Origin of the sequence: Pseudomonas sp. DR 5-09, assembly GCF_001655595.1 — a bacterium.
GTDB lineage: Bacteria > Pseudomonadota > Gammaproteobacteria > Pseudomonadales > Pseudomonadaceae > Aquipseudomonas > Aquipseudomonas pharyngis.
The window spans coordinates 3,147,752-3,160,443 of the sequence record NZ_CP011566.1 but is presented as its reverse complement, the minus strand read 5'-3'; the positions used below and the strand labels follow the sequence as shown (position 1 = coordinate 3,160,443).

At 55.9% G+C, this 12,692-nt stretch carries 15 protein-coding genes; 12 read left to right on the top strand and 3 right to left on the bottom strand.

Annotated features, from left to right (window positions below; translation table 11 throughout):
• The first annotated feature begins 141 nt into the window (after window positions 1–141).
• The 9 genes from tssI to PDR5_RS14130 all read left to right on the top strand — a co-directional run bounded on the left by tssI (window position 142) and on the right by PDR5_RS14130 (window position 9,979).
• On the top strand, window positions 142–2,337 hold the full coding sequence (tssI, locus tag PDR5_RS14165) for a type VI secretion system Vgr family protein (RefSeq protein WP_064596423.1): 2,196 nt from the start codon (window positions 142–144) through the stop codon (window positions 2,335–2,337).
• A 1-nt stretch (window position 2,338) separates the two neighbouring features.
• Entirely contained in the window at window positions 2,339–2,914 is a 576-nt protein-coding gene (locus tag PDR5_RS14160; RefSeq protein ID WP_064596421.1) for a lytic transglycosylase domain-containing protein, read from the top strand.
• The gene (locus PDR5_RS14155) at window positions 2,911–3,459 is read left to right on the top strand and encodes a hypothetical protein (protein ID WP_064596419.1); all 549 of its coding nucleotides are present in this window, start codon (window positions 2,911–2,913) and stop codon (window positions 3,457–3,459) included. Before PDR5_RS14160 ends, PDR5_RS14155 begins: the two co-directional genes overlap by 4 nt.
• Before the next feature lie 191 nt (window positions 3,460–3,650).
• A complete protein-coding gene (locus PDR5_RS14150) occupies window positions 3,651–5,744 on the top strand; it encodes a type VI secretion system Vgr family protein (RefSeq protein ID WP_064596417.1) in 2,094 nt (697 codons plus the stop codon).
• Entirely contained in the window at window positions 5,690–6,583 is an 894-nt protein-coding gene (locus PDR5_RS14145; RefSeq protein ID WP_156669333.1) for a DUF4123 domain-containing protein, read from the top strand. Before PDR5_RS14150 ends, PDR5_RS14145 begins: the two co-directional genes overlap by 55 nt.
• A complete protein-coding gene (locus PDR5_RS29965; protein WP_082934411.1) occupies window positions 6,580–7,104 on the top strand; it encodes a DUF3304 domain-containing protein in 525 nt (174 codons plus the stop codon). The genes PDR5_RS14145 and PDR5_RS29965 overlap by 4 nt, the downstream gene beginning before the upstream one ends.
• Window positions 7,101–7,592 (top strand): DUF3304 domain-containing protein, encoded by a 492-nt coding sequence (locus tag PDR5_RS14140; protein ID WP_156669332.1) that lies wholly within the window; start codon window positions 7,101–7,103, stop codon window positions 7,590–7,592. The genes PDR5_RS29965 and PDR5_RS14140 overlap by 4 nt, the downstream gene beginning before the upstream one ends.
• Entirely contained in the window at window positions 7,589–9,415 is a 1,827-nt protein-coding gene (locus tag PDR5_RS14135) for a phospholipase effector Tle1 domain-containing protein (RefSeq protein WP_064596413.1), read from the top strand. Before PDR5_RS14140 ends, PDR5_RS14135 begins: the two co-directional genes overlap by 4 nt.
• Before the next feature lie 51 nt (window positions 9,416–9,466).
• On the top strand, window positions 9,467–9,979 hold the full coding sequence (locus PDR5_RS14130) for a DUF3304 domain-containing protein (RefSeq protein WP_082934410.1): 513 nt from the start codon (window positions 9,467–9,469) through the stop codon (window positions 9,977–9,979).
• 38 nt (window positions 9,980–10,017) lie between these two features.
• Here the strand turns inward: PDR5_RS14130 and PDR5_RS14125 are convergent, their stop codons facing one another.
• Together PDR5_RS14125 and PDR5_RS29680 are read right to left on the bottom strand one after the other, a co-directional pair.
• Window positions 10,018–10,314 carry a hypothetical protein gene (locus PDR5_RS14125; protein ID WP_064596411.1) on the bottom strand — a complete coding sequence of 99 codons (297 nt, stop codon included), beginning with the start codon at window positions 10,312–10,314 and terminating at the stop codon, window positions 10,018–10,020.
• A 355-nt stretch (window positions 10,315–10,669) separates the two neighbouring features.
• The gene (locus PDR5_RS29680) at window positions 10,670–10,807 is read right to left on the bottom strand and encodes a hypothetical protein (RefSeq protein ID WP_156669331.1); all 138 of its coding nucleotides are present in this window, start codon (window positions 10,805–10,807) and stop codon (window positions 10,670–10,672) included.
• Here PDR5_RS29680 and PDR5_RS14120 point away from each other — a divergent pair.
• Window positions 10,800–11,060, top strand: coding sequence for a DUF2790 domain-containing protein (locus tag PDR5_RS14120; RefSeq protein ID WP_011334038.1), 261 nt, complete (start codon window positions 10,800–10,802; stop codon window positions 11,058–11,060). The two genes, PDR5_RS29680 and PDR5_RS14120, sit on opposite strands and share 8 nt — an antisense overlap.
• Window positions 11,061–11,150: 90 nt before the next feature.
• Entirely contained in the window at window positions 11,151–11,549 is a 399-nt protein-coding gene (locus tag PDR5_RS14115) for a hypothetical protein (RefSeq protein WP_064596409.1), read from the top strand.
• On the opposite strand, the gene PDR5_RS14110 is transcribed toward PDR5_RS14115, so the two are convergent.
• Window positions 11,546–11,815: a DUF1652 domain-containing protein gene (locus tag PDR5_RS14110; protein WP_011334036.1), complete on the bottom strand. Its 270-nt coding sequence runs from the start codon at window positions 11,813–11,815 to the stop codon at window positions 11,546–11,548. The genes PDR5_RS14115 and PDR5_RS14110 overlap by 4 nt on opposite strands.
• Window positions 11,816–12,186: 371 nt before the next feature.
• On the opposite strand from PDR5_RS14110, the gene eco reads away from it, so the two are divergent.
• Window positions 12,187–12,672, top strand: a complete 486-nt coding sequence (gene eco / locus PDR5_RS14105) for a serine protease inhibitor ecotin (protein WP_064596407.1) — start codon at window positions 12,187–12,189, stop codon at window positions 12,670–12,672.
• The last annotated feature ends 20 nt before the right edge of the window (window positions 12,673–12,692 follow it).

The window sequence follows — 12,692 nt, the reverse complement described above, 5'->3', positions numbered from 1 at the left end:
GCTTTGACGTGCTACAGGCGACTTTAGTCTGAAACTGACTGGTTGTTCCGCTGACATCCGTGCGCAGGATTTTCCGATTGTGCGAAATGCGTGAATCCCGCTACATTTGTTTCTTGCTTATTCAAGGATGGAATTCAAAGCATGCTGGACGCCAATGCCACTCACATCAGGTTTGCCATTGATGGCGCTTCCGCCGACCTGCAAGTCCTCAGCTTCACCGGTCGCGAAGCCCTCAACGAGCCGTTCCGTTTCGACCTCGAACTGGTCAGCGCCCGTCCCGACCTCAACCTTGAAGAACTCCTGCACAAGCCTGGCTGCCTGACCTTCGGCGTTACTGGCGAGGGCAAGATTCACGGTCTGGTGTATCGCATCGAGCAAGGCGATTCCGGCAAGACCCTGACCCGTTACAGCCTCAGCCTGGTGCCGCAACTGGCCTACCTGCGGCACAACCATGACCAGCAGATCTTCCAGCAACTGACGGTGCCGAAGATCATCGCCCGCGTTCTGGAAGATCGAGGCATCCTGGCCAACGCCTACAGCTTCCAGCTCGGCGCCGAATACCCGGAACGCGACTACTGCGTGCAGTACGACGAATCCGACCTGCATTTCATCCAGCGCTTGTGCGAAGAGGAAGGCATTCACTTTCACTTCCAGCACAGCAGCAGCGGCCACAAACTGGTGTTCGGCGACGACCAGACCGTGTTCCGCAAACTGAAACCGGTCAACTACCAGCAAGACTCCGGCATGACCGCCGACAAACCGGTGATCAAGCGTTTCAACCTGCGCCTGGAAACCCGTACCAGCCGCGTCAGCCGCCGCGATTACGATTTCGAAAAGCCGAAGATCCTGCCCGAAAGTGCCGTCAAGTCCGCGTTCATGCCGGACCTGGAAGACTACGACTACCCGGGCCGCTTCACCACGCGTGAGCGCGGCAAGTTCCTCTCGACCCGGGCGCTGGAACGCCATCGCAGCGACTACAAACTCGCCGAAGGCAAAGGGGACGAACCGACCCTGACCAGCGGCCACTTCATGACCCTGGCCGAACACCCGCGCGCCGAGTGGAACGATTTGTGGCTGCTGCTGGAAGTCTTCCACGAAGGCAAACAGCCGCAAGTGCTGGGCGAAAACGTCACCAGCGACGTCACCGACAACAAGAGCGATTTCCACCAGGGCTACCGCAACAGCTTCGTGGCCACCCCATGGGACGCCCACTACCGCCCTGCCCTCGAACACCCGAAACCGAAAGTCCTCGGCAGCCAGACCGCCATTGTCACCGGCCCCGCTGGCGAAGAAATTCACTGCGACCAGTACGGCCGCGTGAAAGTGCAATTCCACTGGGACCGCGACGGCCAGGCCGACGACAAGACCACCTGCTGGCTGCGCGTCGCCAGCGGCTGGGCCGGCGCTGCCTACGGCGGCATCGCGATCCCGCGCATCGGCATGGAAGTACTGGTGACCTTCCTCGAAGGCGACCCCGACCAACCGCTGGTGACCGGTTGCCTGTACCACAAGGAAAACGTCGTCCCTTACGACTTGCCGGCGAACAAGACCCGCAGCACCTTCAAGACCCTGAGTTCACCGGGTGGCAAGGGCTACAACGAATTTCGCATCGAAGACAAGAAAGGCGCGGAACAGATCTATATCCACGCCCAGCGCGACTGGGACGAGAACATCGAGCACGACCAGAAGATTCGGGTTGGCAACGAGCGGCATGACACCGTTGAAGCCAATGTTTTAAGTGAATTCAAAGTCGAGGAACACCGCATCACCCACCTGGACCGCAAGAGCGAAATGCGCGCCAACGATCACCTGACCGTGGGCGTGACACAGCATGTGAAGGTCGGCACCGGTCAGTTCGTAGAAGCGGGCACGGAGATTCACTACCACGCTGGTGAAAAAGTCGTGATCGAGGGTGGCATGGAACTCACGGCCAAGGCTGGCGGCAGTTTCGTCAAGGTCGACGCGGGTGGTGTGACCATCAGTGGTGCCGAGGTGAAGGCCAATACCGGCGGTGCGCCGGGTGTGGGTTCCGGAGTTGCGATTCTGGCGCCATTGATTCCTTTACCGGCCTCCAGCGATAAAAGCGGAAACCTGCTCGCCCGCAAGGAAGTATTGGAAGCCATCGAATACGACATGGATTTCATCATCACGGATCAGAACAGCGGTCTGCCCTTGCGCAACTTTCCCTATGTGATCAAAACCACTTCGGGTCAGAACCTCGTCGGGCGAACGGATGAGCATGGCAAGACGCGCAAGATCAGCAGCCTCGAAGCCGAGACCGCGACAATCGAAGTCTACGATGACGTACCTCCCCTCAATCCACATTGGGATGCCTGACGTGGCAAAGAACCAACCGCTGGCCACCAGCAAAGCCGTGCTGACGCCCACGACCGTGCAAAAGTCTGCTGCGCTGCCGGTGGACGACAGTGCACGCCTGAAAGAGATCCGGGCACTGGTCGCCAAGAACAATCAATCGTCGATCGATGACGACACCATCATTTGCCAGATTTACATGGAGTCTCGTTTTGATGCCAAAGCCGAATCAAGCGAAAGCACGGCGCGGGGACTGATGCAGTTATTGAAGGGGGCTGTTCGGGAGTTGTACAGAATAGAAGATCTGAGCAAGCCCAGAGCAGAGCGTTCGCCGGAAACAAAACTGTATCTTGAGGCCGACAAATTCCATGACAGCCCCGGTTTTCTGGATGAAGCCACCAACATTCGTGCTGGCACCCGATATCTGGAATTGCTGATTCAACGCCAGAAAAAAAACGGCGCAGCCGATCCGATTGCTGAAGCGTACAAAAAGTATCGCGGCAGGACTGACGGCCGGTACTACACCAAAATCAAGGCCTGTGCAGACAAGCTGCGTGCAGCGCCCAATTCAATGCAGGTATTGAGAGATATGGCCAAGTGAAGGGTCTTCTTACAGGCTTGATTATCGGACTGGTGAGTCTGCAGGTGTCGGCTGCCGAGCTCAAATTTTCCACCGTAACCCGCTGCGATCTCTCCAGTGCTGAAAGTGCGGTTTCGCTACTCAGTGGCCATCCCATTCTCGACTCGCATGTTTACAAGATCCGCCAGTCACAGAAAACGAACTATCTGTACGAAGACTCGGACGCTTCCAGAGGCAGCAACGTTCATTGGCAATGCGTCAATCTGACAAAAGATGTGAACGCACTCCTGATTTCGGGAGAGTTCACCTCGAACTACCTGCAAGGTGCGCTGTTTTACTTCGATGGAGACAGCGCGCAGGTAGAACGCCTGAACTTTGCCGAGAGAAATCGGCCCGGCTGGATCCTGCTGACTCAGCAAGGGCCTCAGGTCATTTTCGAGAACAAGGGGAACGAAAGCTCTCACAAGTTCTTGAGCTACGGTAGAAATGACGCTTTTCTGGAAATCGACGAGCTTCCGGTGCCCGACCCTGCCAAGGGAGAAACGCTGACAGAACTTGAGCCCTGATGCTTCGGTACAAGTCGGGCTGTCTGGACTCATCCGATGGGTGAGTCGACTCTGACGGCCCCGATTTCACTGAGTCAAATGCCCGCTCTAAGGGAATACCCTACGCCCCTGAAGGGCATTTGCGGGTTGTACGAGCCCGGCTAATCCTGCACCATCCGTCCCTTGCTTATTCAATGGACGGAAATAAAGGCATGCTGGACGCCAACGCTACCCACATTACCCTCACGCTCGAAGGCGCTTCGGCCGACCTGCAAGTCCTCAGCTTCACCGGTCGCGAAGCCCTCAACGAGCCGTTCCGTTTCGACCTCGAACTGGTCAGTGCCCGTCCCGACCTCAACCTTGAAGAACTCCTGCACAAGCCTGGCTGCCTGACCTTCGGCGCCACTGGCGAGGGCAAGATTCATGGTCTGGTGTATCGCATCGAGCAAGGCGATTCCGGCAAGACCCTGACCCGTTACAGCCTGAGCCTGGTGCCGCAACTGGCCTACCTGCGGCACAACCATGACCAGCAGATCTTCCAGCAACTGACGGTGCCGAAAATCATCGCCCGCGTTCTGGAAGATCGCGGCATCCTGGCCAACGCCTACAGCTTCCAGCTTGGCGCGGAATACCCTGAACGCGACTACTGCGTGCAGTACGACGAATCCGACCTGCATTTCATCCAGCGCTTGTGCGAAGAGGAAGGCATTCACTTCCACTTCCAGCACAGCAGCAGCGGCCACAAACTGGTGTTCGGCGACGACCAGACCGTGTTCCGCAAACTGAAACCGGTCAACTACCAGCAAGACTCCGGCATGACCGCCGACAAACCGGTGATCAAGCGTTTCAACCTGCGCCTGGAAACCCGTACCAGCCGCGTCAGCCGCCGCGATTACGATTTCGAGAAACCGAAGATCCTGCCCGAAAGTGCCGTCAAGTCCGCGTTCATGCCGGACTTGGAAGACTACGACTACCCCGGCCGCTTCACCACGCGCGAGCGCGGCAAGTTCCTCTCGACCCGCGCGCTGGAACGCCATCGCAGCGACTACAAACTCGCCGAAGGCAAAGGTGACGAACCGACCCTGACCAGCGGCCACTTCATGACCCTCGCCGAACACCCGCGCGCCGAATGGAACGATTTGTGGCTGTTGCTGGAAGTCTTTCACGAAGGCAAACAGCCGCAAGTGCTGGGCGAAAACGTCACCAGCGACGTCACCGACAACAAGAGCGATTTCCACCAGGGCTACCGCAACAGCTTCGTGGCCACCCCGTGGGACGCCCACTACCGCCCTGCCCTCGAACACCCGAAACCGAAAGTCCTCGGCAGCCAGACCGCCATCGTCACCGGCCCCGCTGGCGAAGAAATTCACTGCGACCAGTACGGCCGCGTGAAAGTGCAATTCCACTGGGACCGCGACGGCCAGGCCGACGACAAGACCACCTGCTGGCTGCGCGTCGCCAGCGGCTGGGCCGGCGCAGCGTACGGCGGCATCGCCATCCCACGCATCGGCATGGAAGTGCTGGTGACCTTCCTCGAAGGCGACCCCGACCAGCCGCTGGTGACCGGCTGCCTGTACCACAAGGAAAACGTCGTCCCTTACGACCTGCCGGCGAACAAGACCCGCAGCACCTTCAAGACCCTGAGTTCACCGGGCGGCAAGGGCTACAACGAATTCCGCATCGAAGACAAGAAAGGCGCGGAACAGATCTACATCCACGCCCAGCGCGACTGGGACGAGAACATTGAGCACGACCAGAAGATTCGGGTTGGCAACGAACGGCATGACACGGTCGAGGCCAATGTTTTAAGTGAATTCAAAGTCGAGGAACACCGCATCACCCATCTGGATCGCAAGAGCGAAATGCGCGCCAACGATCACCTGACCGTGGGCGTGACACAGCATGTGAAGGTCGGCACCGGGCAGTTCGTGGAAGCGGGCACGGAGATTCACTACCACGCTGGTGAAAAAGTCGTGATCGAAGGCGGGATGGAACTGACGGCGAAGGCTGGCGGCAGTTTCATCAAGGTCGATGCGGGTGGCGTGACCATCAGCGGTGCGGAGGTGAAGGCCAACACCGGCGGAGCGCCGGGGGTGGGTTCCGGTATTCAGATCCTCGTGCCTTTCATTCCTGGCCTGGCAGCCCTCGACAATGCCGGACGCTTGATGCAAACCCGGCTGAATCAAAAGATCGAGGCTGAATCGCTGGTCGTAGTGCCAAAGCTGAAGGCGCCGAAAGGCATCTGCGTTGAGTGCCTGAAGAAAGCCATGCGGGAAAAACTGGCCCTGCAATCGGGAGCCAATTGATGACGAAGGACGACGCAGCGAAAGCCTGGGCAGAGGCGCATAAAAACGCACAGTCGAGATTCGCAATCGTTGAAGCGGGCCTGCTCTCCGAGCCGGCTCGACAGCAATTCCTCAAATCCGATCCGTCACGCCGCCCCTTGATGCTTCAACCTGAGTTCGCCGAATTGCGCAACTACGGCCCATGGCTCGTGGACGTCAGCGACATGGAATTCGAGGCCTTTCTCGCCCACGAATACTTCACCGGCTGCACCGCCATGGCCAGCTGGATCCGCACCGACTGCCCCGGCGACAAACTCGCGGCGCACCTGAGCGATGCCTTGCTGGCAAAAAATGAAGCCGGCGAAGTCCTGATGATCCGCAGCTACGCCCCTGAAGTACTGCCGATGCTCCACGCCCGCGACGATCTGTCCTGGCATGCCTGGCTTTTCGGCCCGTTGCAGGAGTGGTGGGTGCCAGCGGCGGATGATGAGTGGCAATGCTTCAAAGGGCTTAACCTGGAAAAGCCGGGCAAGTATCAGCCGATTTTCCTGGACGCAAAGTTATGGAAGGACATGGAGGTCGATCCCCTGCCCTACAACCTGACCACCGAACTGGAGAAAGACGCGCCAGAGGTATTCACCAGTAGCTGCCATGGCGACCGGTTGAACCAGGTCAAGCAGGCGCTGGACGCAGGTCGCGCAGAAGGCTTGTCGGACCCGGAAGACGTCAGCCTGTTTGCCAGCCTGCAATTGATGGATCCCGAGTTTCCGGCGAATTGGCCGATGTGGAACACAGCCAAAGAGCGGGCTGTTGGGGAGAAGTTGCCGCTTGGGGTTGTGATGAGGGAGTTGTCGGAGTGAGTCGACAAATTAATAACCACAAAGGGAAATATCGAAGTTCAGCAATCGGCATCCTGACTCTTTCCTTCCTTGTTCTGGCCTTGTTCGTTTACAACAGCACCCGAACGCCAGGTGCGGCGTTGACGTCCCATAACTACATGAACAGGCCCGTCGGCAGCTACTGGGTCAATGATCACTGGGGCGGAAATGGCGGTGTGACTTGTTGCTGGGACCTGTCCGGTGACCAGGCAAAAATAGTCTGGATCCTGAGCCTGTCAAAATCTCAGGAGGAACAGGGCATGACGATAGAGCGGCACGAAGCGTTATTGCCCATGCCCGAGCGAAAAGCAGGAGACGATACATTGCACGTCTACTTTCTCCCTGAAAACAGCATCGAACTTGTTTGGTCCTCAACAACACTGGACACAAAACACGCACCGAACGAAGCAGCCTCTTCTCAAGTAAAAGACGAAAAAGGAAGTTCCTCAAAGCGACTTCCGACTGAGCAATATCCAACATCAGGAAGGAATCTAGCAGTATGACTGTGGCTATGAACATGAAGCGGCAAAAAATCTGGCGTCGCCGCAACCTGGTCATTGGGGTGCTTGTTTTACTGCTGCCTTTCCTGGGTTCGTACCTTTACAACCAGTTTCGTACGCCTGGGGCGATGTTGACATCTGCAAACTATATGGATCGCCCGATATTTAGTTTCTGGGCGAATGACTTTTGGGGTGGAAACTTGATGGCAATGGGAGGCGGCGGGATTATGTGCTGCACCCGATTTGAAGGAAAAACCATTAAAATAAAATGGATTCTGGACATGACCCGTCAGCAGCAATTGAGTGGAGCGGTAGAAGAGCATCACGAAATTGAACTTCCACTGCCCGAGCGTGGGCCAACTGATCAATATCTTCACGTTCAATTCGAACCGGGCAACAAGGTTAGGCTGGGATGGAGTCCCGACCTCACAAGACCTTTCCCATCTCCCTTTGCCAAGCAAAAATCTATTGAACAAGGACGTATCCCATGAGCACACCTCAGCATCTAGATCGTGCAGAAGCTATCAGCACAAAAACGAACTCTTGCACCTCTGCTGAGAAAAATCCTGTTCTGCCTTGTGAGGCGACGCTGCGAGTTGGATTCTTCTTCGATGGTTTTGGCCGAAACATGAAGAGCGACTTGCAAGAGGACCGACTCAGTAATGTTGCCAGACTTTTCATGGCGTACCCGGATGCTGACCTATCCGATGCATCAGATTCATTTGCGGGAAATAAACGATTTTACTTGTCGGGTTTGGCCACTGAGTTTGATAAAACACTCGGAGGTGGAGAGACCGTAAGCGGCGCAGGCATTGATGGCGCCGCAAGCAGGGCGAAAGACAGCATAGTAAAGTCTCCTGAAGACACTATTTCGAATAGCCCACTTGATTCCGCAAAGGACGTCATTACCGGTAAAAAATGGTGGGAAAGCATCTATAACAATATAAAGCCTGGAAACATTATTACCTCAGCAATCAAAGCAGCAGCGCCAGCATCTCTGGACATGTTTGACTTTACTCGTGACAACGAACTGATAACGAACTTTTTCAAAACAGGTGTAGATACGCGATTGGAGGCGGCGGTTAGCGCCTTGGAGAAGGCTTTAGAAGACGCTAACAAGAACAGCAAAGCTCCGGTTAAAAAAATATCCGTGTCAATATTTGGCTTCGATTTCGGCGCAAGCCTTGCAAGAGCATTTGCTCATAAAATCTTTGAAGAGTGCGACCCGGCCACCACCATATTTAAGAAAACAAATCTTGAAATTACGTTCATGGGCCTTTTTGATGCGGTAGATCGTAGTGGCGAGGATTCAATTATTTTTGAATATCTGCTGCCTTTCGAGAACAAAGTCGATGACGGTGAATGCCTTCCTGGTCCTGTAAAAAACGCATTGCATTTAATTGCAGCACATGAGTGCCAGGAATCTCGCCGATCTCGATTGATTGGTACCGGTCCATCGACACCTCGCTGGGAAGAGCGCCTCGTACCTGGAACCAGCTACGACGTAGGAGGAGGCTTGGCTAAAACTGATGCTCCTCATAGTCGTGAACTCCACATGGTCAGTCTGCATGAAATGTATAACGCTGCTTATCGTGCAGGCGTTCCGCTTTACCCCATGCAAACACTTCCTGACAAAGCGGTCTTGGTATCGAAATACTTCCAATTGAATGACCACATCAACGGTGCAAGCGCCATTGAAGTTAGTAAAAAATACCTAAGTCTTGCAGGCAATCAGAAGGTATCCCCCGAAGCATTCCTTGCTCACCGACGTTTGTATATTCAGAGGCTGCGCGGATTGTGGGAGATCTATCGCGAACAGCATAAGGCGTATGACGAACAGGAAGACCGTCTCGCACGTCCAATCCTTGGTAAGCAAGGGTCAATGGCTAAATTTTTTGGCATGGGAAATGAAACAAGCGCCCAGGCCGCCAAGCGAGATCAGGCGATCAAGCAGAACCAACAAGACAAGGCTGCCTTACGCAATGATCTAGGTTGGCTTGAAGATGTAGACCGTGAGGCATGGCGACTGAACACCGCTTTTGCTTCAGCGCCCGTTAAAACTTTATTGAAGGATTGGTTCAATCCTGAAGTAAAAAGTTTGAACTTTGATATCGAGGACTTGCTTGAGTTTTATGTTAATGATCGATACATGATCCAGCAGATGCCACCGACCCAGAATCCTCCGCTACCCAAATATTTTCGCGTGCGAGACTTCGACATACCGAGTCTGAATAAGACAAAAGGTATGGCACCGGATTATCTGGAGCAGACGATGCGTAAGCCATCGACACAATCGTCAGGCGCATCGACCTGAAGCAAGGATAAATCTACTGCGGGGCTCACTCCGACAATCTCAATATACGAAATGGATTTCATTGATTTGATAGATGTTTCTGCAGATGCGCGCCGCCGACGGACCTGGCGGCGGAGACAAATAGCGCTGGGTGTGTTGGCTTTGGTGCTTTCATACGCTGCCCCGAAAATCTATAGTCTGCTCCGCACGCCCGGCGCGATGTTGACTTCGGAGAATCACACCGATCGCCCGATTACATTTTTTTGGGTGAATGATTTGGGTGGTGGAAATCTGTTCGCAATGGGGAGCGGCGGTGTTATCTGCTGCCAGAGAATTGAGGGAGAGACGGTGCGTGTCTCGTGGATTCTCGGCCGGACAGGCGAGCAGCTCAGGAATGGAGTGCAGAAAGAAAATCATGAGGCGATTTTGCCGCTCCCTCGCCGAGAGCGTGGTGATGACTTTCTACATGTTCGATTTTTGCCCGGAAATATTGTCGAGTTGAAATGGAGCCCCAACTTGATCAGCCCGTTTGATCCAGTTCCGGATGAAGAGCCAAAAGCCTCCAACAGCATTACGGGCAGATAATGCTTCTGCCCGTGAATACCAGGCCGCTTTTCAAACCATCAAACCGGCGCCTGCCAGTTCAACATTTTCTGCTGGGCAACCTGAAGTAAATCACTGCCATCCTGCGTCAGCAGGTACAGCGCATGGGTGATGTGGGGAATGTCTTGGACGTCGGCGTGTTTGAAGCACAGACAGTGCAGGGTTTCGAGCAGGTCGGTTGCGGCGCGGATGCGTTGCACGGCGGCTTCGAAGAGGTCTTTCGGGTTGGCGTGGGTGTCGATGACCAGTGGTGCGCTGTCGGTGACGCCGCTGTTGAGCGGGAGGTAGCGAGCGGAGCTTGGTTTCAGGATTGGCATTGTCATTACTCGATAGGCTTCAATGACCCGCCGACACCGTGACCAAACGATGGGAGGCGGACTGTATGCAAGGCTTGGTCAACTGAGAAACCCGATCAGCTCGCCCGAAGGCGCCCCTGCACACAGCCGCCACAGCAATGTACTCCGAAGACATGAGTGTCCGCGGCGCGAATCATGGCACAGATGTGTCGAGTTTTTCAGGTGACCAAACCTAAGCCGCTGATTTTGCAGCGACGCCAAACCATAACCGCCCCACTCCAGCCCCCGAAAGCAGACAAGGCATCCACCCTTGTAGGAATCCGCCGAGACTCCCCCGCGAAACAATCCCCGCCCAGACAGCCGGTGTTCAGCCCGGTTAACCATCGCTTAACGCCGCGGTCAAAAACTCTACTGAACCGCACACCCTCAGCCCCTGGCTGACGCCGAGTGCGGCAGGTTTGGCTGGCAATCCGCCAAACTCCATTTCCGTCGCACCGGAGTCCATCATGAACATTCGTCCGTTCCTGCTCACCACCGCCCTCGCCTGCACCGCGTTTGCCGGGCTGGCCCAGGCCAATGACACCTCCAAGGCTGTTCCTTATGAATACGGCATGCCGCTGCATGTCGCCAAAGTGGTTTCCCTGACCGAGCCGCAGACGCAGGAGTGCAAGGTCATCACCGCCGACATGAAGTACCTCGACAACACCGGGAAACCGGAAGAAATCAGTTACCGGAAATTATCTGACGCCTGCAGCTTCCAGAACTGACAGAAAGCTCTGATTTGCGGCTTTGCGGTAGGCGAGCACAGGTCTCGAAGAGTATGCTCGGGGCCCTCCTCACTGCCGCAAGGATTCGCCATGCAGTTGTCGTTTCGCACGTTGTCGACCCTCACCTTCTGTCTGTGTTTTCTGCTTTCTCTGGCCTGGGGTCTGGCTCCACAGATGTTGCTGGCGATCTGGAGCATCGAGTATTCGGAGGCAGCCGGATTCGTCGCACGGCGCAGCGCGGTGCTGTTTGCAGCGTTGGGAGTGATGTTTTATCTGGTGCGCAACGCGCCGGTGTCGATCGCGCGCAATGCGCTGAGCAACGGCTTTATCGTCGGCTGTTTTGGCCTGGCGGTGCTGGGGTTTGCTGAATGGCTCAACGGCCACGCCGGCCCCGGGATTCTGCTCGCGGTGCTGGTCGAGTTCGCGCTGGGCCTTGGCTTCTTGCAGGCCCGGCGCGTGACGGTCGAACTGGGTGAAACAGTCGGTTAGACGACTCGGGATCGCGGCACTGAATGTTGGGTTGCCGTTTGTAGCGCAAGATCCGAGCGCAACCCGGCGATCAGGCCGTTGATTTCGCGACAGCTGTTCAAATGACTGGCATCGATGCCACTCACCTGCAGCTCAACCTGATCGGTCTGGTGATCGCCATACACTTTGACGGTCATCGACAGATCCGGGGACAGCGTGCACTGGCAGCGTTTCGGTAGAAAGCTGCTTTCAATGATGTTGCGGAGTTCCAAGGCAGACAGAAACATGGCGAAACCTCTCCTTACTGTGAGACTGCCAATCAAGTATTCACGTCGACCGTTGCCACGGTTCCCACGGGTGTGTCCCCGCTGAATCCTTGGGTTGTGACAAGCGGCTGTACTGCGAAATGCCCATTGGAGTGTAGGCGCCCGAACTCGGTGCGCTGCACCAAATCAACGCATAAAGCGTGCCTTTCATCAGGTTGCATTCACCTCCTTGCAAATCAAAGGCTTGGAAAAAAGGCAGGCCACTGGCCAGTTGCAAAATGCAAGATTCGCTCGTGCAGGCACTGCAATTTGCAAGCGGTCGGCGGTTTGCATTCATCGACCGTGACAGTGAGAATGCCCGTCTACCAACGTACACCCGCCAGGAGGCTTCAATGGGAAATTTCACCGTCCGCGCGACGGCCGGCCTGATGCTCGCCAGCCTGTCCACCCTCACCCACGCCGCCAAACTTGAGGACACCGCGCCTTATCCGAAGGCCGAAGCGGGCTTTACGCGCCAAGTGATCCACCTGCCGCAACAGGCCCAGGAAGAAAACTTCAAAGTCGAAATCCTCGCCGGCAAGACCCTCGAAGTCGACTGCAACCGCCAGCGTCTGGGCGGCACCCTCGAAGAGAAAAACCTCGAAGGCTGGGGCTATCCGTTCTACCGCCTGGAAAAAGTCAGCGGCCCGATGAGCACGCTGATGGCCTGCCCGCCCGGCACCCAGAAAAAACGCGTATTCGTGCCGGTGATCGGTGACGGTTTCACCGTGCGCTACAACAGCAAGCTGCCGATCGTGGTTTACGCACCGCAGGACGTTGAAGTGCGTTTCCGTATCTGGTCGGCTTCGGACAAGATTGGCGTGGCAATACCCGAATAATCTGCAAAGGAGCCGCAGCC